Annotated in this window: 26 protein-coding genes; 14 read left to right on the top strand and 12 right to left on the bottom strand. The window is 64.5% G+C overall.

Features of this window, described 5'->3' with window-relative positions; all coding sequences use genetic code 11:
• Positions 1–212: 212 nt before the first annotated feature.
• On the top strand, positions 213–608 hold the full coding sequence (cycA, locus tag MTX19_RS07240; RefSeq protein WP_280975799.1) for a cytochrome c-550 CycA: 396 nt from the start codon (positions 213–215) through the stop codon (positions 606–608).
• A gap of 59 nt (positions 609–667) precedes the next feature.
• On the opposite strand, the gene poxB is transcribed toward cycA, so the two are convergent.
• Together poxB and MTX19_RS07230 are read right to left on the bottom strand one after the other, a co-directional pair.
• Positions 668–2,404 carry a ubiquinone-dependent pyruvate dehydrogenase gene (poxB, locus tag MTX19_RS07235; RefSeq protein WP_280983029.1) on the bottom strand — a complete coding sequence of 579 codons (1,737 nt, stop codon included), beginning with the start codon at positions 2,402–2,404 and terminating at the stop codon, positions 668–670.
• Positions 2,405–2,522: 118 nt separating this feature from the next.
• Positions 2,523–3,488, bottom strand: coding sequence for an alpha/beta hydrolase (locus MTX19_RS07230; protein WP_280983028.1), 966 nt, complete (start codon positions 3,486–3,488; stop codon positions 2,523–2,525).
• Between the two features lie 340 nt (positions 3,489–3,828).
• Between MTX19_RS07230 and MTX19_RS07225 the strand changes: the two genes are divergently transcribed.
• Positions 3,829–4,005: a hypothetical protein gene (locus tag MTX19_RS07225; RefSeq protein WP_172626676.1), complete on the top strand. Its 177-nt coding sequence runs from the start codon at positions 3,829–3,831 to the stop codon at positions 4,003–4,005.
• A gap of 14 nt (positions 4,006–4,019) precedes the next feature.
• Here the strand turns inward: MTX19_RS07225 and MTX19_RS07220 are convergent, their stop codons facing one another.
• The 4 genes from MTX19_RS07220 to MTX19_RS07205 form a co-directional block, all read right to left on the bottom strand.
• The gene (locus tag MTX19_RS07220; RefSeq protein WP_280983027.1) at positions 4,020–4,256 is read right to left on the bottom strand and encodes a hypothetical protein; all 237 of its coding nucleotides are present in this window, start codon (positions 4,254–4,256) and stop codon (positions 4,020–4,022) included.
• A 104-nt stretch (positions 4,257–4,360) separates the two neighbouring features.
• Positions 4,361–5,017 carry a tetratricopeptide repeat protein gene (locus MTX19_RS07215; protein WP_280983026.1) on the bottom strand — a complete coding sequence of 219 codons (657 nt, stop codon included), beginning with the start codon at positions 5,015–5,017 and terminating at the stop codon, positions 4,361–4,363.
• 107 nt (positions 5,018–5,124) lie between these two features.
• A complete protein-coding gene (gene ykgO, locus MTX19_RS07210; protein WP_002718645.1) occupies positions 5,125–5,250 on the bottom strand; it encodes a type B 50S ribosomal protein L36 in 126 nt (41 codons plus the stop codon).
• A gap of 118 nt (positions 5,251–5,368) precedes the next feature.
• On the bottom strand, positions 5,369–5,725 hold the full coding sequence (locus MTX19_RS07205) for a hypothetical protein (RefSeq protein WP_280983025.1): 357 nt from the start codon (positions 5,723–5,725) through the stop codon (positions 5,369–5,371).
• Positions 5,726–5,803: 78 nt separating this feature from the next.
• Here MTX19_RS07205 and MTX19_RS07200 point away from each other — a divergent pair, with 78 nt between their 5' ends.
• From MTX19_RS07200 to MTX19_RS07185, 4 genes are read left to right on the top strand one after another with little or no spacing between them, the layout of a single operon-like run.
• Complete coding sequence (locus MTX19_RS07200; RefSeq protein ID WP_280983024.1) at positions 5,804–6,688, top strand: amidohydrolase family protein; 885 nt, start codon at positions 5,804–5,806, stop codon at positions 6,686–6,688.
• 36 nt (positions 6,689–6,724) lie between these two features.
• Positions 6,725–7,567 (top strand): dienelactone hydrolase family protein, encoded by an 843-nt coding sequence (locus MTX19_RS07195; protein ID WP_280983023.1) that lies wholly within the window; start codon positions 6,725–6,727, stop codon positions 7,565–7,567.
• On the top strand, positions 7,564–8,307 hold the full coding sequence (locus MTX19_RS07190; protein WP_280983022.1) for a haloacid dehalogenase type II: 744 nt from the start codon (positions 7,564–7,566) through the stop codon (positions 8,305–8,307). The genes MTX19_RS07195 and MTX19_RS07190 overlap by 4 nt, the downstream gene beginning before the upstream one ends.
• Before the next feature lie 5 nt (positions 8,308–8,312).
• Positions 8,313–8,801: a YbaK/EbsC family protein gene (locus tag MTX19_RS07185; RefSeq protein ID WP_280983021.1), complete on the top strand. Its 489-nt coding sequence runs from the start codon at positions 8,313–8,315 to the stop codon at positions 8,799–8,801.
• An 85-nt stretch (positions 8,802–8,886) separates the two neighbouring features.
• Here MTX19_RS07185 and MTX19_RS07180 read toward each other — a convergent pair whose 3' ends face one another.
• Both MTX19_RS07180 and MTX19_RS07175 read right to left on the bottom strand, forming a co-directional pair.
• The gene (locus tag MTX19_RS07180) at positions 8,887–9,249 is read right to left on the bottom strand and encodes a hypothetical protein (protein WP_280983020.1); all 363 of its coding nucleotides are present in this window, start codon (positions 9,247–9,249) and stop codon (positions 8,887–8,889) included.
• A gap of 243 nt (positions 9,250–9,492) precedes the next feature.
• Positions 9,493–10,401 carry a LysR family transcriptional regulator gene (locus tag MTX19_RS07175; RefSeq protein WP_280975791.1) on the bottom strand — a complete coding sequence of 303 codons (909 nt, stop codon included), beginning with the start codon at positions 10,399–10,401 and terminating at the stop codon, positions 9,493–9,495.
• A gap of 126 nt (positions 10,402–10,527) precedes the next feature.
• Here MTX19_RS07175 and MTX19_RS07170 point away from each other — a divergent pair, with 126 nt between their 5' ends.
• Together MTX19_RS07170 and wrbA are read left to right on the top strand one after the other, a co-directional pair.
• The gene (locus MTX19_RS07170) at positions 10,528–11,226 is read left to right on the top strand and encodes a pirin family protein (RefSeq protein WP_280983019.1); all 699 of its coding nucleotides are present in this window, start codon (positions 10,528–10,530) and stop codon (positions 11,224–11,226) included.
• 148 nt (positions 11,227–11,374) lie between these two features.
• Positions 11,375–11,974, top strand: a complete 600-nt coding sequence (wrbA, locus tag MTX19_RS07165; protein WP_280983018.1) for an NAD(P)H:quinone oxidoreductase — start codon at positions 11,375–11,377, stop codon at positions 11,972–11,974.
• Positions 11,975–12,104: 130 nt separating this feature from the next.
• On the opposite strand, the gene MTX19_RS07160 is transcribed toward wrbA, so the two are convergent.
• On the bottom strand, positions 12,105–13,286 hold the full coding sequence (locus tag MTX19_RS07160) for an amino acid aminotransferase (RefSeq protein WP_280983017.1): 1,182 nt from the start codon (positions 13,284–13,286) through the stop codon (positions 12,105–12,107).
• Between the two features lie 189 nt (positions 13,287–13,475).
• Between MTX19_RS07160 and MTX19_RS07155 the strand changes: the two genes are divergently transcribed.
• Complete coding sequence (locus MTX19_RS07155; RefSeq protein WP_280983016.1) at positions 13,476–14,423, top strand: DUF5996 family protein; 948 nt, start codon at positions 13,476–13,478, stop codon at positions 14,421–14,423.
• An 82-nt stretch (positions 14,424–14,505) separates the two neighbouring features.
• Here the strand turns inward: MTX19_RS07155 and MTX19_RS07150 are convergent, their stop codons facing one another.
• Positions 14,506–14,634: a hypothetical protein gene (locus tag MTX19_RS07150; protein ID WP_280983015.1), complete on the bottom strand. Its 129-nt coding sequence runs from the start codon at positions 14,632–14,634 to the stop codon at positions 14,506–14,508.
• Between the two features lie 243 nt (positions 14,635–14,877).
• Between MTX19_RS07150 and MTX19_RS07145 the strand changes: the two genes are divergently transcribed.
• From MTX19_RS07145 to MTX19_RS07135, 3 genes are all read left to right on the top strand, one after another.
• A complete protein-coding gene (locus tag MTX19_RS07145) occupies positions 14,878–16,941 on the top strand; it encodes a GumC family protein (protein WP_280983014.1) in 2,064 nt (687 codons plus the stop codon).
• Between the two features lie 7 nt (positions 16,942–16,948).
• Positions 16,949–18,055 (top strand): cellulase family glycosylhydrolase, encoded by a 1,107-nt coding sequence (locus MTX19_RS07140; protein ID WP_280983013.1) that lies wholly within the window; start codon positions 16,949–16,951, stop codon positions 18,053–18,055.
• 96 nt (positions 18,056–18,151) lie between these two features.
• Positions 18,152–19,657 carry a hypothetical protein gene (locus MTX19_RS07135; RefSeq protein WP_280983012.1) on the top strand — a complete coding sequence of 502 codons (1,506 nt, stop codon included), beginning with the start codon at positions 18,152–18,154 and terminating at the stop codon, positions 19,655–19,657.
• Positions 19,658–19,741: 84 nt separating this feature from the next.
• On the opposite strand, the gene MTX19_RS07130 is transcribed toward MTX19_RS07135, so the two are convergent.
• Entirely contained in the window at positions 19,742–20,341 is a 600-nt protein-coding gene (locus MTX19_RS07130; protein ID WP_280983011.1) for a DUF1080 domain-containing protein, read from the bottom strand.
• Positions 20,342–20,527: 186 nt separating this feature from the next.
• On the opposite strand from MTX19_RS07130, the gene MTX19_RS07125 reads away from it, so the two are divergent.
• Positions 20,528–20,869 carry a hypothetical protein gene (locus tag MTX19_RS07125; protein WP_280983010.1) on the top strand — a complete coding sequence of 114 codons (342 nt, stop codon included), beginning with the start codon at positions 20,528–20,530 and terminating at the stop codon, positions 20,867–20,869.
• On the opposite strand, the gene MTX19_RS07120 is transcribed toward MTX19_RS07125, so the two are convergent.
• Positions 20,843–24,958 (bottom strand): GAF domain-containing protein, encoded by a 4,116-nt coding sequence (locus MTX19_RS07120; RefSeq protein ID WP_280983009.1) that lies wholly within the window; start codon positions 24,956–24,958, stop codon positions 20,843–20,845. The two genes, MTX19_RS07125 and MTX19_RS07120, sit on opposite strands and share 27 nt — an antisense overlap.
• Before the next feature lie 404 nt (positions 24,959–25,362).
• Between MTX19_RS07120 and MTX19_RS07115 the strand changes: the two genes are divergently transcribed.
• The gene (locus MTX19_RS07115; protein ID WP_280983008.1) at positions 25,363–26,415 is read left to right on the top strand and encodes an Ldh family oxidoreductase; all 1,053 of its coding nucleotides are present in this window, start codon (positions 25,363–25,365) and stop codon (positions 26,413–26,415) included.
• Positions 26,416–26,424: the final 9 nt, after the last annotated feature.

Below are 26,424 nucleotides of genomic sequence, written 5' to 3'. Positions count from 1 at the left end.
GCCCTTTGCCGATTTGTTACGACAAATCAAGCACGTCTGCACCTGTTTCCGAAGCCCGGCCGAAGGTCGGATTGCGCTCCCCCGCAATCGCGAGTTCTCTCTGGGACAAGCGGACGGTCAGGAAACCTGTCAAAGTTTCGTGGCTTGTCCGACATAAGGCGGCCATGCCACAAACGATTTACTACCTCCCGGGACGAAACGAAGAGCACCCCATGAAGATACAGACCTTGAGCGCGCTGGCAGTCGTCACATCGCTGGCATTCGCATCCTCCGCGTCGGCGCAGGATGCCGCTGCCGGCAAGACCGCGTTCAACAAGTGCCTGGCCTGCCATTCGATCGGCGAAGGCGCCAAGAACAAGGTCGGCCCCGAGCTCAACGGCATCGATGGCCGCCATTCCGGCTCCGCGCCGGGCTATAATTATTCGGACGCCAACAAGAATTCCGGCATCACTTGGAACAAGGAACAGTTCCTCGAATACATCAAGGATCCGAAAGCCAAGATCCCCGGCACCAAGATGGCCTTCGCCGGCATTAAGAACGAGACCGAGGCCAACAACATCTGGGCCTACATCTCGTCCTTCGACAAGGACGGCAAGCAGAAGAAATAGCGTCGCGAGATGCTTGCGTCCGCCCTGGCGCAGATGTCAGGGCGGACATCGCCGCTTGCTCAACGCGGCAGCAGATTGGTCTTTGCCAGATCGACCACCTCGTCGCCACGGCCGCTCATCACCGCACGCAGCACCCACAGGCTGAAGCCCTTGACCTGCTCCAGCGTGATGGTCGGCGGCATCGACAATTCCTGCGTCGCGGTCACGACATCGAGCACGGCCGGGCCGTCATATGCCAGCACGTCGCGGACAGCCCCTTCGAGCTCGCCGGGATCCTCGACCCTGACGCCATGAAGGCCCATGGCGCGGGCCATCGCCGCGAAATCGGGATTTTTGAGATCGACGCCGGTCTCGATGAAACCCGCGGCCTTCATCTCCAGCGCCACGAAGCCGAGCACGCTGTTGTTGAAGATCACCACCTTCACCGGCAGCTTCATCTGCGTCAGCGTGATGAGGTCGCCCATCAGCATCGCGAAGCCGCCGTCGCCGGACATCGACACCACCTGCCGGCCGGGCTGCGCTGCCTGCACGCCGATCGCCTGCGCCATCGCATTGGCCATCGAGCCGTGGACCCAGGAGCCGATCAGGCGCCGGCGGCCGTTCATCTTGAGATAACGCGCGGCCCAGATCGTCGGCGTGCCGACATCGGCGGTGAACACCGCATCCTCGGCGGCCTGCTCACTGAGCAGGCGCGCGAGATATTGCGGATGGATCGGCTTCTGGCCCGGCTTGCCGCGGGCGAGGTCGTCGAGCCCGGCGCGGGCGTCCTTGTAATGCGCGAGGCAGGCGTCAAGATGCTTGCGGTCGGTCTTCACGTTCAGCTTCGGCAGCAGCGCGGCGATGGTCTCGCCGACGTCGCCGATGATGCCGAGATCGAGCTTGCAGCGACGGCCGAGATTCTCGGGGCGGATATCGACCTGCGCAATGTTGATGCCGGTCGGGAAGAACTGCTTGTAGGGAAAGTCGGTCCCCAGCATCAACAGCACGTCGCAGGCATGCATCGCGGCATAGCCGGAGGAGAAGCCGATGAAACCGGTCATGCCGACATCGTAGGGGTTGTCGTACTCGACGTGATCCTTGCCGCCGAGCGCATGCACGATCGGGCTCTTGAGCGTCTCCGCGAGCTTCAGCAGGCCGTCACGCGCCCCAGCGCAGCCGCGCCCGCAGAACAGCGTCACGCGCCGCGCACCGTTGAGGAGATCGGCCAGCGCCTTCAGGTCAGCATCGGCGGGCCGGACAATCGGCGCCGGCGGCAGCAACCCGGCATTGGGTGAGACGTCGCGCTTCGGCGCGGAGCGCAGCGCGACATCGCCCGGCAGCACCAGGACGGCGACGCCGCGCTTGCCGACCGCGGCGCGGATCGCGTTTTCCAGCATGTAGGGAAGCTGCGCCGGATCGGATACGAGCTCACAATAGTGGCTGCATTCGCGGAACAGGTCCTGCGGATGGGTCTCCTGGAAATAGCCGCCGCCGATCTCGGCGGACGGAATCTGCGCCGCCAGCGCCAGCACCGGCGTGCGGCTGCGATGCGCGTCGAACAGGCCGTTGATCAAATGAAGATTGCCCGGTCCGCATGACCCGGCGCAGACCGCGAGCGTGCCGGTGATCTGCGCTTCAGCCGCGGCGGCGAAGGCGGCCACTTCCTCATGCCGCACATGCAGCCATTCGACCGTGCCCCGCCTGCGCAGCGCTTCGGTGAGGCCGTTGAGGCTGTCACCGACGATGCCGTAAACGCGTTTCACGCCGGCCTGGGCGAGTGTCTCGGCGATGAGGTCGGCGACATTGTCGATCCGCATGAGATGTGTCCTTTGATGAGATCCGAAACCGCGCGTCGACCATGATGTTCAGCGCCATGCGGCCGCGCAAGCTTGGCCGGATCACATTCGCGCGGTGCGAAGGCGCGGCCTGCAGCAGCTATTGTGCCGGCACCGCATGCCGCGCCATCCGGCCGGCCATCACCTCGATCTCGGACACTACGAGATCGGGCGCTGCAAACTGCACCATGTGGCCGATGCCGGGCAGCACGATCAGCCTCGCATTGGCTGCTGTCGCGGCGAGCGGGCGCGAGTGGATGTGCGTCGAGACCGTCTTGTCGACATCGCCGGAGATGATGGTGAGCGGCGCCGTGATCTCCGCGTAGCGCGGCGCCTGCGCGACGACGGCCGGCTTCAGCGTCACGAGGTCCCGCGCATTGGCGATAAACTCGCGCGGACGCAGCAGCAACGGCGTCGCGCTGTCGCGGACAAAATGACCGGGGATCGCCTGCGGCGCGAACACGCCGCGCGCGCCGGCTTTGGTCACCAGCCAACCGAGCGGCATCGTGATGGTATGCGCGAGCAGCGGCCCGATCAGCGGCGTCGAAACCACCTTGTTGTAGCGTCCGACGCCGCCGCGCCAGGGATAGGCGACAGGTGCCAGCAGCACGAGACCTGCGATCCGGTCCGGGTCATCCAGCGCCATGCGCAGGCCGAGCGCACCGGCCCAGGAATGCGCCACGATGATCGCCCGATCGACACCAAGCTTGGCCAGCGCGTCCATGATCATCCGGCTCTGGATCGCAGGCGTCGAATCCGCAATGCGGTCGCGCGTGCTCCAGCCGTGGCCCGGCCGGTCGATCAGGATCACCCGACGAGTCACGGCGAGCCTGTCGCCGAGCGGATGCTGCATCACACGGAGGTTGGAGCTTGCGCCGTGCAGCATCACAACCGGCGGCCCTGGAGCATCGCGCGGGCCGAGTTCGACGACATGCAGCGCCGCGCCCGCAACCTCGATGATGCGGCCCCGTGGCGGAAAGGCGCGCTGGATCAGCAGCACGCCGACCTGCGTCGCCAGCGCCAACCCGACCCCTGCCACCGCCAGCACGACGACCACAGTCAACATTGAGATGATCCGGATGCCCCGGTGCAGGGCGGATTTGTGGCGAGGCCGAGGCCTCGTGACGCGCGGCGACGGGTTCTATTTTGGTTCGCACATGGTCTTGTTCGGAAAGCCAATTGTCACTTTCTCAAGACCGTGCCGCGCACGGTTTTCCACAATGCGCCCAGCCTGTGGATAGCGGGTTCATACCAGCGTCATTAGCAGTTTCATAGATTGATGGTGGCAATTTCGCCATCAGACGCGAGGCTTCATCGAAAGCGGAACGCTTCCTGGCTTGTGCACGACATTCACAGGAACCGGCGTCCCATACGACGAGTTCAACGGGAACAATCGGAGGAGTACCATGATTTCCGACCCTAGCGATGCGGCCATCGACCAGATCGTGGCAAGCTGCAATGGCGACCTGCGCGGAGCCCTGAAGGCGTTGCTGCTCGTCAATGAGCACCTGGAAGCTGAGCTGCAGCAATTCTACGCCGCCGCAGCCCAGGACAGCGCCCCCCGCGGCAAGTTCCTGCATTAGCGACTCGAGGCGCTTCACTGCGCTTGGCTATCTTCGACGTCCTTGTCAGACGGATCGTCCTTCGGACAGGCGCCGATCGTTGAGCGGGCCAGCTTCGCATCCGCCATTGATTTGCAGAGCCCGTCCCCGAACCAGACGTCGCCGTCGATCACCGGATTTGTCGTGACGATTGGACAGCGGCCCGTGGCGCGATTTCCGACCACCCAATAAAGACTGTCGGCGAGGCACGAGGTTGCGGTCGCGAACGTCATCGCTCCGGCCAGCGGCAATGATTTCGGGATTGTGCTCCTGAGCCGGATTTTGGTTGCGGGGAAGCGCGCGCTCGCGGACCACGAACGTGGTCAATCGCGCACGTTCAAATATCGCGGCCTTCGACCTTTTCGGAGAGCTGCTTGACCTTCTCCGGTATCTTCTCGAGATGGGGGTCGACGGCCAGCGCCTTGCGGAAGGCGTCGAGCGCGCGCTTGTCGTCGCCGATGTCCTGCATGATCGTGCCGAGACCGACGAGCGCGCCGAAATGGCGAGGCTCGCGGATCAGTACCTGCTGAAAATCTTCCAGCGAACGGACGTAGTCACTCTTTAGATAGTAGAGCGTCGCGCGCCGATTCCAGGCCTCGACGTAATCGGGCCTGATCTTGATCACCGCATCCAAAAGCTTCATCGCGACATCGATGTTCTGGGCATCGAGCGCCGCCTTGGCGCGCACCATCAGCAGTGCGGCGGTGTCGCTCGGAGTGTGCAACCATAGCGCCCAGATCCGCGCCTCGACATGGCGGGCGCTGTCTTCATCGGGCGCGGCCTTCAGCGCGCCGAACAGGAAATCCAGTCCACGGGCGCGGTCGGCCGGAACCTTCGGCAGCTTGCTTGGGGCTTCGGGCAGTTTCTTCTGGGTCCCGGGCGGCGGAATGACCCGGGGATCGCCCTGTGCGGCCGCGGCGACAGGCACAGCCAGAAGAGCTGCGATCAGGATCGCCAGCCGGAAATTACTGGGCCCAAAAAGTCTTAATCCCATGACTCAAGTCTAGACGCGCAAAGCCGCGCTGCAAAGCAGCGCGGCGTCAAACACCTGTGAAAGAGCTGAGTTCCGCGATCGGGAACAGTTAGCCAATCGGCCGTGGATCAACCCTGGCGCGCCTTGAAGCGGCGCTGGACCTTGTTGATGACGTAGACGCGGCCCTTGCGGCGAACCAGACGGTTGTTGCGGTGACGGCCGCGCAGCGACTTCAGCGAGTTACGGACCTTCATGGGACAATCCTGTTACTTCGAAAGGCCCGTGTTGGAGGCCGTACCTGATCAATGCCGTAAACTGGCAAAATGGGATTTATCCCGAAGAGCGGCCTTGCCGCCCGGGACGGGGCGGTTTCTAAGCCATCGGACCGCCGGATGTCAATGCAATCGGGCTGTTTTCGACCGCCTCGGCCGGGCGGGAACTTCGCCCGCTCCGGCACGCGATATTGAAATCACTGACAAAATGGCGGCGGTCGGGATCGACCAGCCTCTCCCAGCCGCCGCCTATGCTGCCTTCATGGAGTCCAAGCTTGCCAAGAATGCAGCGAATCGTGCTCGCCCAGGGAGAACGGCGATGCACGAGGTGAGCTGCATCCTGAAGCCACCGCGACCGCCGCCGTATGATCCAGCCCACAGGCCGGGGCGAGCCGCCGGACACGATTTCGCGATTGCGCAAGCGGCCGATGCCCGCGCCGACGCGGCTGATCTGCAAACGGTCGCCTTGCGAAAATAATTATATAGTATAATCAATTTGGCGAACCTAATGATCAAACTGCCGGGGAGGCCCGTAATGCCCAAGCTCAAACTGCCCGACATCGAGAAGGTCGTCGCGATCGACATCCACACCCACGCCGAGGAGCCCTGCGGCATGCATGGCGACGACGGCTATGACGACTTCCAGGCGCAGATGGCTGACTACTTCAAGTCGCCACACAAGCATCCGCCGACGGTGCCGGAGACCGCGGCCTATTACCGCGCCAAGAACATCGCCGCGGTGATCTTCCCGGTCGATGCCGAGCGCGAGACCGGCTTCCGCCGCTACAACAATTACGAGATGCTGGAGGTCGCCTCCGACCATCTCGACGTCCTGATCCCGTTCGTCTCGATCGACCCGCACAAGGGCAAGCTCGGCGTGCGCGAGGCGAAGAAGCTGATCGAGGAATACGGCGTTCGCGGCTTCAAATTCCATCCGACCATGCAGGGCTTCTATGCCAACGATCGCATGGCCTATCCGCTCTACGAGGCGATCAACGACGGCGGGGCGATCGCGCTGTTCCACACCGGCCAGACCGGCGTCGGTTCTGGCATGCCGGGCGGCATGGGGATGCGGCTGAAATATTCCAACCCGATGTACATGGATGACGTCGCGGCGGACTTTCCCGATCTCAAGATCATCCTCGCGCACCCCTCCTTCCCCTGGCAGGAAGAGGCGCTGTCGGTCGCGACCCACAAGCCGAACGTCTATATCGACCTCTCCGGCTGGTCGCCGAAATATTTCCCGCCGATTTTGGTGCGCTACATCAACTCGATCCTGCAGGACAAGATGCTGTTCGGTTCCGACTGGCCGGTGATCACGCCGGACCGCTGGCTTGCCGATTTTGCCAAGCTCGACATCCGCGAGGAGATCCGGCCGAAGGTGCTGAAGGCCAACGCGCGGAGGATTTTGGGCATCTAAGGGAGTATCATCGGCGGCAAGCTTCCGAGGTGGTTCATGACGAACTTCGCCGGACTTGCCGCACTCCTCGCCGCGTTCCTGATCGGTAGCGCGGAGTTCGGCTGCGCGGCAGGTGCCGAGCAGCCGCCCGCATTCGTCGAATTCGAGAGCCCGCTTGCGAGCGCGCAGCCGCTGCAAGGCTACCTGCGATTGCCCGATGGGCCGGGCCCCTCGCCCGCCGTGGTGCTGCTGCACGGCTGCAGCGGCTATTTCAAACAGCTCGACGAGCGCTGGGGCAAGCGGCTGGCGGCGTGGGGCTATGTCACGCTCACGGTCGACCGGTTCGGGCCCCGCGGGATCACCAGCGCCTGCACAAGCGGCGTGCCGCCCGCAACCGTGCATGACGCCTATCGCGCATTGCATTTCCTCACCCAGCAGCCGGCGGTCGATCCTGCCCGCGTCGCGGTGGTGGGCTTCTCGCAAGGCGCCTGGCTTGCCCTGTTCTCTGTCGAGCGCGGCGCGATCGAACGCAACGCAACGGACAAATTTCGCGCCGCTGTCGCCTTCTATCCATCCTGCCTGGGTATCCAAGGCAATATGACGGTGCCGACCCTGATCCTGGTCGGCGAGCTCGACGACTGGACGCCGGCCAGCGAGTGCCGGAACCTTGCCGACGGCCGCGACGATTGGGGGATCTCGCGCGAGAAGGGCAAGGGCGCTCGGATCGAACTGATCGTCTATCCCGGCGCCTATCACGATTTCGACGTGCCGCATTACAGCACGCCGGCGCGGCTGCTCGGTCATCACCTCGAATTCAACGCGGCGGCGCGGGATCAATCCGTCGACGCGCTCAGGAAATTCCTGTATGCGACGATCGGCGGGCAAGGGAGACCACAATGACCATCAAAGCCGTTGTCTTCGATGCCTATGGCACGCTCTACGATGTCCAGTCGGTGGCCGACGTCACCGAAGACGCCTTTCCGGGCTATGGCGACATCATCACCCAGGTCTGGCGCATCAAGCAGCTCGAATACTCCTGGCTGCGCACGCTGATGCAGCGCTATCAGGATTTCTCCGTCGCCACGCGCGACTCCCTTGTCTACACACTGCGCTGTCTCGGCCTGCAACATGACGAGGCGACCTTCGCGCGCATCATCGACAAGTACCGGCACCTCGCGCTCTATCCGGATGCTATTCCTGCGCTGGAGGCGATGAAGGACAGGAAGCTCGCGATCCTCTCCAACGGCAGCCCCGACATGCTGAATGCGCTGGTGCGCAATTCGGGGCTCGACCGCCTGCTCGATGCGACCATCAGCGTCGATGCCCACAAGGTATTCAAGCCGGCGCCCGAGGCCTACACGCTGATCGAGCAGGTGCTGAAGGTGCCGCCAGCGGAGGTGCTGTTCATCTCCTCCAATCCATGGGACGCCTGCGGCGCCAAGGCGTTCGGCCTCAATGTCGCATGGATCGAGCGGGTGACGCCGGAAGCCATGGCACTCGCCTGCGTCGAGAGCGAGACGGTCGCCCCATTGACGATGTTCAAGGCACTGCGTACCCAGATGGACGAACTCGGCGTCCTGCCCGATCACTGTATCCACGGTCTGTCCGAACTTCCCGCGCTGGTGTCTGCAAGGTCCTGAACATTATGAGTCTCGAGTCCGTCCGCGCCTTCTTCGCCGAGAAGGCGCCCGATATCTCCGTGATCGAATCCAACGTGAGCTCCGCGACCGTCGTGCTGGCGGCCGAGGCCTATGGCGTCGAACCGGCGCGCATCGCCAAGACGCTGAGCCTTCGCGTCGGCGACCGCGTGGTGCTGATCGTCGCCAGCGGCACCTCGCGGATGGACAACAAGAAGGTAAAAGCGGCGTTTGGCGGCAAGCCGAAGATGCTCGGCCTCGACGAGGTCGCCGAGATCACCGGCCACGAGGTCGGCGGCGTCTGCCCGTTCGGCCTGAAGTCGCCGCTGCCGATCTATTGCGATGTGTCGCTGAAGGCGTTCGACGTCGTCGTGCCCGCCGCAGGCTCGACCCACAGCGCGGTCCGCATCACGCCCGATCGGATGGCAGAGCTGACATCGGCCGAGTGGGTCGACGTCTGCGAAGTCAGACCCTCGAGCATTTTCGGTTCTGATTGAATCAGAACCGAAGCCCTGGATTCTTGTCTCGACGCGTTTTCTTCACGCGAACCGGTGTCCACTTCGCTCGAAAACGCTCCAGGCGCTACTCATCATCCTCGTCGTACCACGGCCGCGACGGCGCGACTGGAGCAGGTTGCGTGGCACGCGGCCGCTGCTGCGTCTGCGGCTGTTGCGGCGTACGCCCCTGCGTTTGCGGCTGTTGCGCCTTTGCATTTGACTCGAACACGGCACGACACCCGCTGGAGAGTTGCGGCGTGTTCTGTCGCAGGCAGGCCACGATGCGCTGAGCATCAGGTATCTGGTCGCTGCACAGACGCCACACATCCGGCGTGCAAGCCATCTGCTGTTCCCAGGTTCCCCGATATTCCTCGGCGAACGCGGCAGATGTCGCGGCAGCTCCCCCGATCGCGATGGCAAAGCTCAGGACGATCCGCGGCGATCGCATGTCCGGCTCCCGTGATCTCAAATTCGGATATTGGCGGGCGCGCGCGGTTGTCCGCGGCGATGCGCGCCAGACTGGCCAATGAATGCGGCCAAGGATCGTTCGAGTGGACAACTAAATGTGAAGGCGACCGGCGGAGTTCCCTATTCGACCTTGCCGATCTCTTTTCACTGCCGCGATCGGGCGCGCGCTGCATTGAGCGCAGACAGCCCACCGCCCCATGAAATCTACGAAACTGCGCTTCCCCTACCGCTTCTTCCCCTTGGCAAAATGCCTGGCGAGAAAATCCGCGAGCACCTCGACGCGGGCGGGGCGCGGGCCGCCGGGCGGGGTGACGAGATGCACGGCGCCTTCGGGCTGCTTCCAGCCCTTGAGGATCACCTCGAGCTCGCCGCGCGCAATCGCGTCGCCGACGATGAAGTCGGGGAGATCGGCGATGCCGAGGCCGGCGAGCAGCGCCGGCATTACGGCTTCGCCATTGTTGACGCGGAGCTGGCCCGCGGGGCGCACGCTGGCCTGTTCGCCTGTCGCATTGGTGTACTGCCAGACACCTTGTGTCGAAAGGTAGGCATAGCCGAAGCATTTGTGCTCGGCGAGGTGCATCGGATGCGTCGGCCGGCCGTAGCGCTTCAGATAGGACGGCGCAGCCACGGTGTAACGCGGCATCGCGCACAGCCGCCGCGCGATCAGCGAGGAGTCCGGCAGCCGCGCGATGCGCAAGCCTGCATCGAAGCCTTCGCCGATCAGGTCCACCGTCGCGTCGCTGAGGTGCAGGTCGATCGAGACCTCCGGATAGGCCTCCATGAACTCCGGCAGCAGCGGCGCCACCGTCTTTATGCCGAAGCTCATGGGCACTGCGAGCCGCACCAGGCCGCGCGGCGTGGTCGATTGCGCCAGCGCCTCGTTCTCGGCGGCCTCGCCATCGGCGAGCAGCCGCGCCGCGCGCTCCGACAATTTTTGCCCCGCATCGGTCAGGGCGAGCCGCCGGGACGTGCGGTTGAACAGCCGCGCGCCGAGCCGCTCCTCGAGCCGGCTGACGGCCTTGGAGACCGTGGCCTTGGACAGCGAAAGCTCGCTTGCGGCGGCCGCAAACGACCGTAACTCCACGACTTTTGCGAAGATCGCGAGCGCCTCGAAGTCCGGCAGTTTCGACATGGCGGCGGCTCCCGTTGGATGAAATAGGAAACAATGAGTTTCGATAGTTTCTATTTATATACCACGGCCGACGACATATCCAAGGGTCAACGACATTCAATCCATCTCATCGAACGGAGTATTCCTGTGATCGAACTGAGACCATTCGCAAAGCTCGGCGGCGCCGACCACGGTTGGCTGAAGGCGAAGCATCACTTCTCCTTCGCGAGCTACTACGACCCCAACAACATCAGCCACGGCGCGCTGCGGGTGTGGAACGATGACGAGATCGCGCCGAATTCAGGCTTTCCCGCGCATCCCCACGCCAACATGGAGATCATCACCTATGTCCGTGAAGGCGCGATCACGCACCAGGACTCGCTTGGCAACAAGGGACGCACCGAAGCCGGCGACGTTCAGGTGATGAGCGCCGGCAGCGGCATCCGCCACTCCGAGTACAATCTGGAGCCGTCAAAGACCAAGATCTTCCAGATCTGGATCGAGCCGACGACGACAGGCGGTCACCCGACCTGGGGCTCGAAGCCGTTTCCGAAGGCCAACCGCTCCGGCAAGCTCGTCACCATTGCCTCGGGCATCGAGGGAGACAAGGATGCGCTCCCGATCCGGGCCGATGCACGGGTGCTCGCCACCACGCTGAAGGCCGGCGAGAGCGCCGAATACTCCGCCGACAAGACCCGTCACCTCTATCTGGTGCCGGCTGCCGGCAGCGTCGAGGTGAACGGTGTGCGCGTCAATGCGCGCGACGGCGCCGCGATCCGCGACGAGGCCAAGCTGAAGATCACCGCAATCGAGGATGCCGAGCTCGTGCTCGTCGACGCGGCCTAGTCACCACACTCACTTATCGTCATGCCCGGGCTTGACCCGGGCATCCATCGAGCTTCGCAAAGAGTCTTTTGTTTGATGGATTGCCGGGTCAAGCCCGGCAATGACAGCCCCAGCCAACTCCCCCACCCCACCCCAAAAGGAAAGTATCATGGCCAAGGTTCTCGTGCTCTATTACTCCGCTTACGGTCACATCGAAGCGATGGCGAATGCTGTCGCGCAGGGCGCGTGCGACGCCGGCGCCACCGTCGACATCAAGCGCGTGCCCGAACTGGTGCCGGCCGAGGTCGCAAAGGCGTCCCACTACAAGCTCGACCAGGCCGCGCCGGTCGCGAAAGTCGAGGACCTCGCCAACTATGACGCGATCATCGTCGGCACCGGCACCCGCTTCGGCCGGATGTCGTCGCAGATGGCCAATTTCCTCGATCAGGCCGGCGGCCTGTGGGCCAAGGGCGTGCTGGTCGGCAAGGTCGGCGGCGCCTTCACCTCGAGCGCGACCCAGCACGGTGGCCAGGAGACCACCCTGTTCTCAATCATCACCAACCTCCTGCATTTCGGCATGACCGTCGTCGGCCTCAACTACGGCTTCGCCGGCCAGATGAAGCTCGACGAGATCACCGGCGGCGCGCCCTACGGCGCCACCACGATCACCGGCGGCGACGGCAGCCGCCAGCCGAGCGAGAACGAGCTCGCCGGCGCGCGCTATCAGGGACGTGTGATCGCGGAGACGGCCAACAAGCTCCACGGCTAAGCGCCACCGCCATCTGCGTGGCTGCCCGACGCGGGCGGTAATTCTTCGCTGCAATTGCGGTCCTGGCTCGAGAGCGCGATCACTGATCGCGCTCTCGTAAAGCCACGCAGTGATTTGGCCCAGGATTCGCTCAAAGCACCGATACGATTGCCTTCGCCAGATCGTCGAGCCGATCTTCGGGAAGGCCGGCCACATTGATGCGGCTGTCGCCGACCATATAGACCGCGTGCTCGTTGCGCAGCCCGTCGATCTGCGCCCCGGTCAGGCCGAGGCGCGAGAACATGCCGCGATGCTCGGCAATGAAATCAAAGCGATCCGAGTTGGATTGGCGGCGCAGGGCGTCGGCAAACGCCACGCGCAGCCGAAGCATGCGCTGACGCATCTCTTCAAGCCCGGCTTCCCACTCGGAACGCAAGGCCGGGTCGTCGAGCACGATGCGGACCGCCGCGGCGCCATGATCCGGCGGCATGGAATAGAGCGCGCGGGCCGCGGCCAGCATGTGGCTCATGGCGATGTCGGCCTGCGCAGCATTCCTGCCCAACACCATCGCGGCGCCGACCCGGTCGCGATAGACCGAGAAGTTCTTCGAGCAGCTCGACGCCACGACCATTTCCGGCGCTTTGGCCGCAACGATGCGCAGGCCTTCTGCGTCCGCTTCAAGCCCGTCGCCGAACCCTTGATAGGCGATATCGATGAAAGGCAGCAGGGCCCTTTCGACCAGGAGCGCGGCGACGCGTTGCCACTGCGCAATCGTCAGGTTCGCACCGGTCGGATTGTGGCAGCATCCATGCAGCAGGACGATGTCGCCCGCCTTGGCCTTCGCGAGGTCGGCGAGCATGGCCTCGAACTTGACGGTTCCGCTTCCTGCGTCGAAATACTCATACTCGGCGATTTGCAGCCCGGCGCCGCGCATGGTCGGCACGTGGTTGGGCCAGGTCGGTCGAGAGACCCAGATGATGCCATCCGGCTTGGTCCGGCGAAGCAACTCGGCGAGCAGCCGCAACGCACCCGAGCCACCCGGCGCCTGCGCGACACGAACACGCGACGTTTCGACACTGTCGCCGAACACCAGCCTGAGCATTGCGGCGTTGAAGCCCACGTCCCCGGCAAGCCCCAGATAGGTCTTGCTGTCCTGCGCGCGCAGCAGGCGCTCTTCCGCTTTCCGCACGGCGCGCATGATGGGTGTCTTGCCGTCACGGTCCTTGTAGACGCCAACGCCAAGATCCACCTTCTGCGTACGCGTGTCCGCCCGATAGAGGTCGATGAGGGCGAGAATCTTGTCGGGTGGAGCAACGTCGAGCTGTTCGAACATCTCTTCAAATCCAAACGTCTGGGATGCGGCACTCATAGGCAAATGGCGCGGCCAACGCCAGCGCTTTCGGCCTCGACAGTGCAGTCTCTCGCAACCGACGGAACAGCCCTTCCCGCTCCTACGGGCAGCGCAGCAAGGACCGGTTTCGTGCTAGGCTCAAGTTCCTGTCCGGCGCCCAAGAGGTTTGGCATGAATCACGCTCCGAAGACCCGTTGGCCGGAACTGCCGACCGCGGCGTGGCGCGACACCGCTGCCACGCTTCAGCTCTGGACCCAGATCGTCGGCAAGATCCGGCTGGCGAAATCGCCCTGGCTCAATCATTCGTGGCACGTCACGCTCTATGTCACCGCGCGCGGACTGACGACCTCGCCGATCCCGGACGGGGACCGCACGTTCGAGATCGACTTCGATTTCATCGATCGCGCCCTGCGCGTCTCAACCAGCGACGGCGCCGAGCGGCAATTCGCGCTGGCCGGACAATCGGTCGCGAGTTTCTACGCGACGATCATGGCGAGATTGAAGGACCTCGGCATCGACGTGGTCATCGACGAGATGCCGAACGAACTGCCCGACCCTGTCAGGTTTTCGCAAGATACTCGGCACACTGCCTACGATGCGGATGCCGTGCGGCGCTTTCACCAGATCCTCGTGAACTGCGACCGCATGTTCAAGCAATTCCGCACGGCCTTTCTCGGCAAGGCGAGCCCGGTGCATTTCTTCTGGGGCAGCTTCGATCTCGCGGTCACGCGCTTCTCCGGTCGGACGGCACCGCAACATCCCGGCGGCGTGCCGTATTTGCCCGACACGGTGGCACACGAGGCCTATTCGCACGAGGTCAGCAGCGCCGGCTTCTGGCCGGGCGGCGGCGCGGTCGACTATCCCGCGTTTTACTCGTACGCCTACCCGGAGCCCGCGGGTTACCGCAGCACGCAGGTCCGCCCGGACGCCGCGTTCTTCAACGACGCGCTCGGCGAGTTCATCCTGCCCTACGACGCCGTGCGCACGGCTGCAGATCCCGACCAGGCGCTGCTCGATTTCCTGCAATCGACCTACGAAGCTGCGGCGAACAGCGCGAACTGGAACCGCGATGCGCTTGAATGCGCGCCGGGCCGGCCAGGCACGGTCCGGCGGATCTAACGCCGGCGTGCCCGCACACCGAACTTTTCAACCGCGGTCGGTCATCAGCACCGTCATTTCTGCACCTGCTGCTTGCCAGCTCCTAGGCTGCCACCAATGCCGCCTTGGGCAGGTCGACGATCTTGCCGAGATCGGTCTCGTTGAGACGGAAGTCGATCGGCCGCAGCACCGCGCGCTCGTGCGTCAACTGTTTGCTGTCGCGCAGCAACATTCGCATCACCTGCTTGGCCACGCTCCCGCGGACTTGCGTCTTTTCGCTTCATCCGATGTTCCGTTCCGGGACGATCGGGCGGTGCTCAACATGCTCAACAGGAGTGGTTGCATTTGTGTCCGCGTAACCCCGGATTAACTATGAACATTTAGGTTGAGCCGGGCCGAAATGTACTTGCCGGCCGGGTCAAGTTCAAAGCGTATGACGGATAGTAACCAGGTAACCCGGTCGGCAACGGACCACGTGGGAGACGCAACCTCATGGGAAGCGCCTGACCGCACACCATCGGCGCGTCGTGGCGGCGAGCAGCCTGAACTCCTCAAAGCCAGACTCACGCTTCCCGGCGTTGTCGCGTTCTTTCGCAACAACGGACTGCGCGTCGCGCTGCTGTCGCTTGCCCTGTTCGCGGCAGGCGTCGGCATCCTGATGGCGCTCCCGTTGCACTATGCCGCGACCGCACTGGTCGTCGTCGATCCCCGCGAGCAGCGCGTCACCAACGACCAGGATGTCTTGCCGGGCATCGGCCAGGATGCCGCCGCACTGCAAAGCCTGATCGAGATCGCCAAGTCCGACGGCTTCCTGCGGCCCTTGATCGAGCAGCTCAATATTCGGAACGACCCCGAGATCGCAGGCTCGGAAACCGATCCGGCCCGCATCCTGGACCGGTTTCGCAAGCACCTCGACATCTCGCGCCGCGGCCTGACCTACGTCATCGCCATGACGTTCGTCTCCAACTCGCCGGAGAAGTCCGCGCGCTATGCCAATGCGATTGCCGAGGCATTCGTCGCAAGTCAGGCCAACGATCGCACGATCGCGACCGACGATGCCGCCGACTGGCTCGGCGACCGCCTCAAGTCCCTGAGCGATCGCCTGCGCGCGTCCGAGGATGCGGTGGCGCAGTTCAAGCGCGACCACGTGATCGTCGATGCCGGCAAGGAGGGCACGACCCAACAGCTGCGGATCGTCGAGCTGAACCAGCAGGTGTCCGCCGCACGCCTGAAGACCGAGGAAGCCAAGACCCGCTACGAGCAGACGCAACGCGATCTGAAGTCCAATGTCGAGGCCCCGGTGAAGCAGGACCTGCTCACCGCGCTCCGCGCCCAGCGTGCCGCGCTCAACGACCAGATCGCGCAGAAGCGCGCGGTGCTGGGCGACCGGCATCCGGAGCTCGTCATTGCGCTCGGCCAGCTCGCCGAACTGAACAAGCAGATCGAGGTCGAACGGCAGCGCAACATCGCCACCGCAAAATCCGAATATGAGACGCTGCAGGACCAGCAGAGGACGCTCGAGGCCCAGCTCAAGGCGGCGGAAGCTAAGGCTCTGACGGATGCGCAGTCCCAGGTCAAGCTGCAGGAACTGCAGCGCAGCGCCGACGCCAACAAGAACATCTACGAGCAGTTCCTCGCGCGCTACAAGACAACCAACGAGCAGCGGCTGCTGCAGAGCTCGCAAACCAAAATCGTCTCGGCCGCAAGTCCGCCGACCCGCCCGACCCGCCCGCCGCTTGGCCTGCTGCTCGTCGCGATCGCCATCGCCTCGACGCTGACATCGACAGCCGCGGTTGCAACGCTGGAAGCGCGAAAGACGGTCTCGCCGGAGAAGACACCGGAGCCGCTCCCGGCACGACCAGCAGCAGCGCCGCGCGCGGTACCGCAGAGCCTGCCGGTCTGGGCTCGCATTCCGGCCACCGTGCCGCGGAACGGCCGAATGACCATCTGGCAGACGCCGATCGGCGGCCCCGATGAATCCGACCTCCGCCCCCACATGCAGCAACTGCTTGAGCGGGTTGCCGCGCTGCCCGGGGAGCATGGCAAGATCGTCCTCGTGACCGCGCGCCAACCGGGCACCGGCGCCGAGGCGATCGCACGCTCGCTGAACCTGAACGCCGTCAACAACGGAATGATGAGTGCGCTGATCCAGGTTCAGAATGACTCGGGCCTCGGGCGTAGCGCCGACGTGACGGTGCAAAGCACGGCTCCGACCGGCGCCCGCGCCGCGCGTGCAGCGCTACACTCGGTTGGGCTGCTGCTCGGTGCCGGCCGCGACACGATGCAGGAGGACGAGGATATCCGCGCCGAATTCGCCCTGATCGTGGTCGATGCGCCGTCCCTCGCGGAGCAGCCCGAGGTGGCCTCACTGGCCATCTATGCCGACCTGATCGTGCTGGTCGAGCGCGAGGGCGGCGGCGACGCCGCAGCGGTCGATGGCGCCATCGCGGCGCTTTCGAAGCGAACGTCGGCCGCGATCGGCCTGGTGATCAATCAGGCCGCCGTGCGTCCCGTTCCTGCAACAGCGATCGCAAGTTGATCGTCTGATGGCCCGGCCGTCGATCCTCGCCGTCATCACCGCCGCAGCACTTCTGCTATCCGCCGCCGCGCAAGCGTGCCCCGCCCTCATCGAAGGCGTCTCTGCCGACCGGATCAAAGCCTTGTCACGCGGCGTCAATGCCGACGGCTGGATTGCCGATCCGCGGTCGGCGCCGCCCCGCAGCCTCCTGCTCGACCTGCGCAAGGCCGGCATGACCCACATCCGCCTGCCGGTGCCCGCCGACTATGTCATGCCGCGTTTCGCCTCCAAGGCTGATCGCGACCAACGCCTGCACACGGTCGACGTCGCCCTCAAGACCCTGCTCGCGCTCGGCTATGCCGTCTCCGTCGACCTGCATTCCGGCGAGCGGTTCAATGCGCTGCATAAGGACGATCCGCCCGCCGCAATGACGGAGATGAAGGAGGCCTGGACCGAGCTCGCACAGGTCATTCAGCGCTATCCGGCCGACCGGGTCTTTGCCGAACTGCTGAACGAGCCGGAGGTCGACGCTGCGCAGTGGCAAAGCGAAGTCGAAGAATTGGCCAAGTTCATCCGCTACCTGCTGCCGCAAACCACGCTGATCACGGGCCCGGTCAACTGGCAGCGCGCGGATGCATTGCCGGACTTCAAGCCGCTCGACGATCCGAACATCGTCTATGCCATTCACTTCTATGACCCGATGGTCTTCACCCATCAGGCTCACTGGGATCTGGCCGAGCCGCTCCACGACATCACCGGGCTGCCCTATCCGATCCGCCCCGACGATCCGCGGGTTCAGCACTTGCGGGAACAACTTGTTGATCTGAACAAGGGCAAGGCACTTGCGATGCTGGACCGCGCCATCCCCGACCGCGGTATCGACAAGTGGCTCGCGCCCGCGGCCGCCTGGCAGCAGCAATACTCACGCCCGATCATCATCAATGAATTCGGAGTGCTCAAGGCCGGAGCCCCGCGCGACAGCCGGCTGCGCTGGCTTGCCGGAGTCACGGCCTATGCCCGGCAACATTGCTGGGGCTGGACCCACTGGGAGATGATGCAGGGCTTTGGTCTGGCCGATGCCATCTCGGGCAAGGCCGATCCCGATGTGCTGAGGGCGCTGTTCGGCGCGCGCTAGTCCGCTTGGTTAACCAATTCTTGCACAATGAGCGGCTAGATCGACCATGCGGCGGATGTGGCACGCCACACCTCCGGTCATTTTAGGTCAAAGCTCGTGCGAACAGACATAATCCCGCGGCCGCTGGTGGCCGGCGATGTCATTCCGGCGCTCGGCATCGCCGTGGCGTCGATCGCATTCGCCCCGATCCTGCAGGCGGCCAACGCCGGGCTCGCAATCGTCGTCGAAAGCCTGATCGGCTGTGCGATCGTTCTTGCGGCGCCGGCCTATGCGCCCTCGATCGCCATCTTCATCATCTTCTTCCAGAACCTCTTCGTCTCGATTCTGTCGTCATACATGACGACAGAGGCGGAGATGGAGTTCGTCAAGGGCTACAACTTCCTGGTTTGCGCGGTCATGTGGCTGGTCACGCTGGCACTGTATGTGCTGCACGAGCGCAACCATTCTCCGGACCACGACCGGATCATGAAATGGGGAATGATCACGCTGGCGACAGTAGCGGTGTATTGCGCCCTCGGCGCCACGCAGGATGCGCGCGCGGCCATCGTTTATCTACGCAACATAGCGTTTCCGATATTTCTTTTTCAGCTGTCGTTGCTGACTGCCGCAACGTTCGAAATCCGCGTCACGCCGTTCCTGGTGGCCGTCGCGACGCTGTTGATCGTCTGCGGATATGTGGAGCTGCTGTTTCGCGATTTCTGGCTTCATATCACCAACGGCTACACGTTCTGGCACTTCGACGAGCTGAAAGCATCCCGCTCCGGCGCCTGGGAAGCCGAGATGCGCGCAACCGGCAATGTCCCGGTGGATCTGCTGGACCGCTTCCGCTTCAGCTTCTTCAACACCCCGCTGCTGGAGGATCTCGGACTGTCGAAGCTGCTGCGCATCTTTGGCCCGAACATGAGCCCGATCAGCTTCGCCTACGGAGTTGGCTTCTCCATCCTGTTCCTGTTCGCCGTCGGATATCGCTGGCTGGCCCTGGCCGCGATCCCGCTGCTGATCTTCTGCAGCGTGAAGGGCGCGCTGATCCTGGTCGTCTTCGTGGCGCTCGCGTGGACGTCAACCTGGCTGCTCGGCCCGATCATCACCCTCGCCGGTGCGCTTGTTGCCCTCGTGCTGTACGTCATCGTGGCAATCCATGTCGGACTGCAAATTGGCGACTTTCACGTGATCGGTTTCATGGGCGGCTGGAACGGCTTCTTGCAGAACCCCATCGGCCGCGGCCTCGGCGTCGGCGGCAACCTGTCCGAAGGTTACTTCTCGATCGACTGGAGCGCTGCGCAGCAGGCCGGCAGTATCGAGGGCGCAGCGGAAAGCGCCGTCGGCGTGTTGCTCTATCAGATGGGCATCGCGTCCCTGGTGCCGCTCGGCTTCTTCATGGCCGTGGCACTCAAGGCCTGGCGCCTCTACGCGTCCTCCGGAATTCTCATTCAAGGGCTCGCCGGCTTCGGCACGATGGTCGTCCTGGCCAACGGCATCTTTCAGGAGGAAGCCCTGTTCGCGCCGCCGGCGCTCGGGCTGTTGCTGTGCCTGACCGGGCTTGTGATCGGCCATCATTTGCGCACGCAAGACGGCGGCCGGAAGGCCTACGATCGAACGTGACTGAATGCCGGCGTCTATACGACGTCGACACAAGTGCCCGGCCGCAAATCACGACCGCGCACTGGTCTTTCGTGATCAGGAGCGTCAGAGCGGCTTGATCTGCACCTTGCGGAACTTGACAACGCCCGAGCCGTATTGGAGGGCGACATAGCCGCTTGCGTGCTTGGAGTCCTGCGCATCGACGGTCTTCTGGCCGTTGAGCATCACCACGAAATGCGGCCCCTGGGCCGTGATCTCATAGACGTTCCATTTGCCCGCCGCCTTCGGCATCGGATCGACCTTGGCAACGTCGACGATGGCACCGGTGCCATAGGTCGGATCCGGCCGCTTGTCGAAGATGTTGACCTCATAGCAGCCCTTGCCGTCGATCGTCTTGTTGGTCTGGCAGCGGATGAAGATGCCGCTGTTGGCTTCCTCGTCGACCCAGAACTCCGCCCTGATCTGGAAATCCTTGTAAGGCGTCTTGGTGACGAGATAGGCGAGTTCCTTGCCGTCGAGCTTGTCGGCCACCAGCGCGCCATCCTTCATCGTCCAGTTGGCCTTGCCGACCTCGTCCCAGTCCCCCTTCTTGGAACTGTCGAGCAGCGTGATCCAGCCGTCGCTTTGGCCCGATGCGCTGGTGGAAAACTGCAGCGCGGCAGCAGCGACCAAAAGACCGGCCGCAAGTGCAGGCAAATACTTCATGAGGGCGTTCTCCCGTTTGTTTTGGTTGGCGCGCAACCTAGCATCGTCGCGCGCGGCGTAAATGCTGTTTTTCATGTTGCAGCTGCGTTGTGTGATAGCCCGTTGTCATCGGCAGCACGGTCGCCAGTAGCCGCGTTGCGCGACATGCGGACGATGGTATCATCGGTGGCTGTGAGAGGGCCCTCGATGCATCCCGCCGCCAAGCTGCAATTCTCCCGCATCGTCGACGAGTTCGCGCGCTGGCGTGCCATTCCCGAGCAGGAGCGGCCTCCGGCGCCGGCCTGGTGGTGGGGACCAGCGCTCGATATGCACGAGACCGCGGAGACATTGCCGTCCGCCTGGTGCCGCCAGCTGCGATTGCCCGACGGCGCGAGCTTTGCCGAGGGCGCGTCCGTGCTGCAGCGAACCTTGGCGGGCCAGACGGTGCTGCCCTGGCCCTATGATTTCTCGCGCAAGGTCGCATCCGCCGGTTCCGACGTGCGCGACCTTCCCGTGCAGCCGTCAGACGACAGCGCGTTTCCGCCCTAGGTCTGCACCGCCGTCGGTCATGGCCTCGTCGTGCAGTGCAGGCTGCAGCGTCGGCGACGCCGCCATCAGCGAGGATCCCAACAGCTCGGCGAGATCGCGCGGCGGCAGCGGCCTGCTGAACAGGAAGCCCTGCATCTCGTCGCAGGCATGCGCGCGCAGGAACTCCTGCTGCTCCGATGTCTCGACCCCCTCGGCGACGATGGTCATGCCGAGCGCCTTGCCCATGCTGATGATGGCCTGCGCGATCGCCACATCCTCGGAATCGTCGGGCAGGTCGCGCACGAAGGAGCGGTCGATCTTGATGGTGTCGATCGGGAACTGCTTCATCAGCGACATCGACGAATAGCCGGTGCCGAAATCGTCGATTGCCAGGCGAATGCTGCGGCTCTGGATCGCGTCGAGCACGTGGATCGCCCGCGAGACGTTGCGCATCACCATGCTCTCGGTGACCTCGAGCTGCAGCAACGCCGGCGACATGCCGCTCGCAGCCAGCGCCTCGTCGATGTCGTTGAGGAGATGCGGATCGGCGAACTGTCGCGGCGAGAGGTTGACCGCCATGGTCACCGGCCTGAGGCCGCGACGCTGCCACGCCATGTTCTGCGCGCAGGCTTCCTTGAGCACCCAGCGGCCGATCGGCACGATCAGGCCGATTTCCTCGGCGAGCGGGATGAATTGTCCCGGCGCGACCCGACCGAGCTCGGGATGCGTCCAGCGCAACAGCGCTTCCACACCGCTGATCTGTCCGCTCGCCATGTCGATCTTGGGCTGATAGTCCAGCGAGAACTGGTCGCGCTCGAGCGCGCGGCGCAGCGCGCTCTCCATCGTCAGGCGCTCGATCGACTGCGCCTTGATTTCGCTCGAGAAGAACCGGAAGCCGTTCTTGCCGTCCTCCTTGGCGAGGTACATCGCCATGTCGGCATTCTTGGTCAGTGTCTGCACGTCGGCGCCGTCCGCCGGGTACATCGCGATCCCGATCGAGGCCGTGGTGTGGCACTCGTGCCCGCTGAGCTGTACCGGCTGGCTGAGTGCCACAAGGAGGTCGCCGGCGACGCGCTCGACGTCATGACGCTCGGCGGGGTCTTCGAGGATGACGACGAACTCGTCGCCGCCAAGCCGCGCCACTACGTCGCTTTCCCGCAGGGATCCGCGCAACCGGCCGGCGATCGCCACCAGCAGCGTATCGCCGGCATCGTGACCCAGCGAGTCGTTGATCACCTTGAAGCGGTCGAGGTCGATGAACAGCACCGCGAATTGCCGGCGGTGGCGGTCCGCCGACTCGATCGCGCGATGCAAAAGCTCGTTGAACGTCTCGCGGTTGGGCAGATTGGTGAGGCTGTCATGCGAGGCGAGGTACTCGATGCGCTCGTCCGCCTTGTTCTTCTCGTCGGCGCGGTCGAAACCTTCGAGCGCGAACGACAGATTGTCGGCGAGCCGCTGCAGGAGCTCGGCGAATTCCGGCGTGAAGGTGTCCTTCTCGATGGCAACGAAGATCATCACGCCGACCGCCTCGCCGTTGACGACCAGCGGAAACGCAGCGCCGGATTTCGTTCCGTCGAGGCGAGCTCGCTCATGGAAGGCAGCGGTGCGCGCCTCTGCACAATAGTCGTTGACGATGCAGGGCCTGCGCGACCGGAAGGCCCTGCCGCAGCAACCACGCCCTTCCGGATGCGCCTCATTGGTCGAGAGCGTCACCTGCCGCGCCCCCTCTGCAGCCGGCCCCGCGGCCGCGACGATCTCGAGATAGTCGCGGCCCGGCTGCACCAGCGCGATGGTGGTGGAGGTGAACTTGCCGCCGGTCGCCGCCGCCTCGCAGACCAGCTGATACAGTTCGCGGCGGGACTTCGCCCGCATGATCGCCTCATTGGTCGCGCTCAGCGCCGCGAACATGCGCGACAGCCGTTCCCTCTGCTCGTCGGCCCGGGCCTTCTCGTCGGCACGGTCGAAATTGTCGAGCGCGAACGACACGTTCTCGGCCATTCGCTGCAGCAACGCCATCATCTCCGGGCTGAAGGTCCCGAGTTCGGCGGAAAGAAACACCAACGCGCCGATCGCCTCGCCGCCCTTGAGCAGCGGCAGGGCCGCACCGGATTTGCTGCCGCTGTCCCGGATGACCTGATAGAGATGCGACTCGGTTCCGAAGTCGCTGAGATAGTCGTTGGTGATGCAGGGCCTGCGGGTGCGGATCGCGACGCCGGTCAGGCTCTGTCCTTCCGGACGCGAGGCATCGGCCGACAATTGAACCTCCCGGGCACGCATGCGGTCGGGCCCCGAAGCCGCGACGCTTTCCAGGAAGGGCTCGCCCGGCCGCACCAGCCTGATCGTGGTCGAGAGGAACTGATCGCCGACTGCCGCGGCATCACAGACCAGCTCGAACAATTCGCTGCGGGATTTGGCCCGCATGATCGCCTCATTGGTCGCGCTCAGCGTGGCGAACATCCGTGTCAGGCGCGCCTTCTGCTCCTCGGTCCGCGCCTTCTCGTCGGCGCGGTCGAAGCTGCCGAGCGCAAACGACACGTTGTCGGCGAGCCGTTGCAGGAGCTCGGCGAATTCCGGCGAGAAGGTGTTGCGCTTCGCCGAGATGAACAGCATCACGCCGACCGGCTGCTCGTTGACCAGCAGCGGAAATGCCGCCCTCGAGCGCGCGCCCTCGCGGTCGATGACCTCGCGGAACGTGCTATTGGCTATGTCGCCCAGGAAGTCGTTGTTGATGCAGGCCTGCCCTGTGCGGAATGCGCGGCCGCAGACGCCGCGTCCTTCTGGCAGCGCTTCGTTGCGCGAGACGGTGAGACGGCGCGCATTCTCTGCGGTGGGTCCTGCGACCGCCATCATCTCCAGGAAATCGTCGCCGGGCTTCGCCATCAGGATGCTGGTCGAGTTGAAACCGCCGCCATGCGCCGCCGCCGCGCAGACAAGCTCGAACATTTCGAGCCGCGACCTGGCGCGCATAATCGCCTCGTTGGTTGCGCTGAGCGCAGCGAACATCCGCGACAGCCGCTCCCGCTCGGCATCGGCCCTGGCCTTCTCGGTAGCACGCCCAAATGTGTCGAGCGCGACCGACACGTTCTCGGCGATGCCCACGAGCAGCGCGATGATCTCGTCGTCCGCGGCCCAGGAATTGGCGATAAAGAAGATCAGGACGCCGATGCTCTGGCCGAACCGGGTTAACGGCAGCGCGACGCAGGCCATCAGGCCGCTGCCGCGGGTCTGCGCCTGCGACGGGCTTGCCGATTTCGGGATGTCGCGCTCGATGCAGGGCCGCTGGGTGCGGAACGCCTCGCCGCAAATGCCCTTGCCATAGAGATTGTCCGGGTCGGTCGAGAAGCGCGTTTGCGTGATCAGCTCGATCGCCTCGCCGGTGCCGGCGACCGGCTCGAGCCAGTGCGTGTCGGGTTCGGCCAACAGCACCACTGTGGCGAAGGACTTGCCGCTGAACACCGCGGCGTCGCAGACCCGCTGGTAGAGATCATGCTCGGTCTTGGCGCGGAGGATGGCCTCGTTGGTCGCGCTGATCGCGCCGAACATGCGGTTCAGCCGGCGCATCGCCCGCTCGCCGCTCTTGCGCGAGGCCTCGTGGTTGAAATTGTCGAGTGCAAAGGACACGTTGGCCGCCATGCGCTCCAGCAGCGCAACGATTTCCTCGCCGAGCGAGTGCGGCTCGCGCCGCGTCACCATGAAGACGCCGACGCTGCGCCCGTTGCAGACCAGCGGCATTGCCGCCGCGGCGCCGACGCCGCCTCGGGCCGCTCCGCTGCGCCAGGCCGCCGAACGGGGATCGTTGATGTAGTCGTTACTGACGCAGGCCGCCTGGTTGCGGAACGCCCGCCCGGCAACGCCCTCGCCTTCCGGGGTGTTGGCAACGATGGAAATATCGATGCTGCACAGCCGCGCGACGTCGTCACCGAAGCCGGCCGCGAATTTCAAGCGGCCGGTATCGGGCTCAAGCAGAAACACGGTGACGGCCAGGAAGTCACCGCCGGAGAACGCGGCTTCGCAGACCTTGCGGTACAGCTCCTCAGGCGATTTCGCGTAAAGGATCGCTTCGTTGGTGGCATTCAACGCCGCGAATGTCCGTCCGATGGTCGACTGCACGATCCCTGAGGCCCCCGGGGCCGCCCCCTCCAATTTGGCTGGGAACACTGCCCGCCGCACACCTAAGTGAAGGTTAGTGCGACCGACATGTCGCGAGTCAGAGTAAACGCCTGACCAACAAGGCGAGCCGTCTTCCGGGAAATTACGGACGCTTCTGTGCCAGGCTGAGGCGGTGGCGGCTCCCGCCGTACCGTATAGCGCCCCTTCTTCGCGCCGACGCACCGGCCAAATTCCGCATCGCGACCCCGCCCGTTCCACGCTGTGAAATCCACGCACCGAGCACCCAGTTCCCGGTATGGCGGACCGGATTTTCTGCGCTTGCTCGCTCCCCGGCGCTTTGAGACCATGAGGCCAACACCAGCAAGCAAGACCCGCGCAGTGCGGGCTGACCACGAGGAAATCCCATGCCGATCGTCCAGGCCGACCGTCTCACGCGCATCGGCGCGGCGCTCTTGAAAGCCGCCGGCGCATCGGAGGAGGAGGCGAACGCCGTCGCCTCCGGCTGCGTCAACGCCAACCTCGCCGGCCACGACTCCCACGGCGTGATCGCGATCCCGACCTATATCGACCGCGTCAAGGCCGGCCACATCGTGCCCGGTGCGAAGTGGACCATCGTGCAGGAAAGCCCGACCACGACCGTGATCGACGGTCACTGGGGCTTCGGCTTCCACGTCAACGCCAAGGCGATGGAGATGACCATCAACAAGGCGAAGACTGCCAATGTCGCGGCCTGCACCGTGTTCCGCCAGAGCCATGTCGGGCGTCTCGCGCATTATCCGATGATGGCGATGCGCGAAGGCATGATCGGCATCGCCGCCGCCGACTCCGGCCGTTCGCCGAAGCATGTCGCCCCGTTCGGCGGGCGCGAGGCTCGGCTTGGCACCAACCCGATCTCGATCGCGGCGCCCTCCGATCTCGAGGCGCCGTTCTATCTGGACATGGCGACCTCGGCGGTCGCCGCCGGCAAGATCCAACTCGCGGTGGCGCGCGGCGAGCAGATCCCCAAGGGCTGGATCATCGATTCCGAGGGGCGCGACACCACCGACCCGAAGGACTACCGCAAGGGCGGCGCGCTGCTGCCGCTCGGCGGCACCGAGGGCTACAAGGGATCGGGCCTCGCCGCGATGGTCGAGGTGCTGTGCGGGCTGCTGACCGGCCTCGGCTTCGGCGTCGAGCCGACCGGCCGGCACAATGACGGCTGCTTCATGGCGGTGTTCAACGTCGCCGCCTTCCGCCCGCTCCAGGATTTCAAGAAGGAGGTCGGCGACTTTGCGCGCTATCTGAAATCGACGCCGCCCTCGGAAGGGAGCCGCGGCGTGTTCTATCCAGGCGAGATCGAATATCTGCGCGAAGTCGAGCGCCGCAAGAATGGCATCGAGATTGAGGACGCCACCTGGGAGAAGCTGAAGGCGCTCGCCGCCGACTACAAGCTCACCCAGGACCTCGACCTTCGCTGATCGATCGCC

Source organism: Bradyrhizobium sp. ISRA464 (genome assembly GCF_029910095.1).
Classification (GTDB): Bacteria; Pseudomonadota; Alphaproteobacteria; order Rhizobiales; family Xanthobacteraceae; genus Bradyrhizobium.
This window is presented reverse-complemented; position numbering and strand designations above follow the sequence as displayed.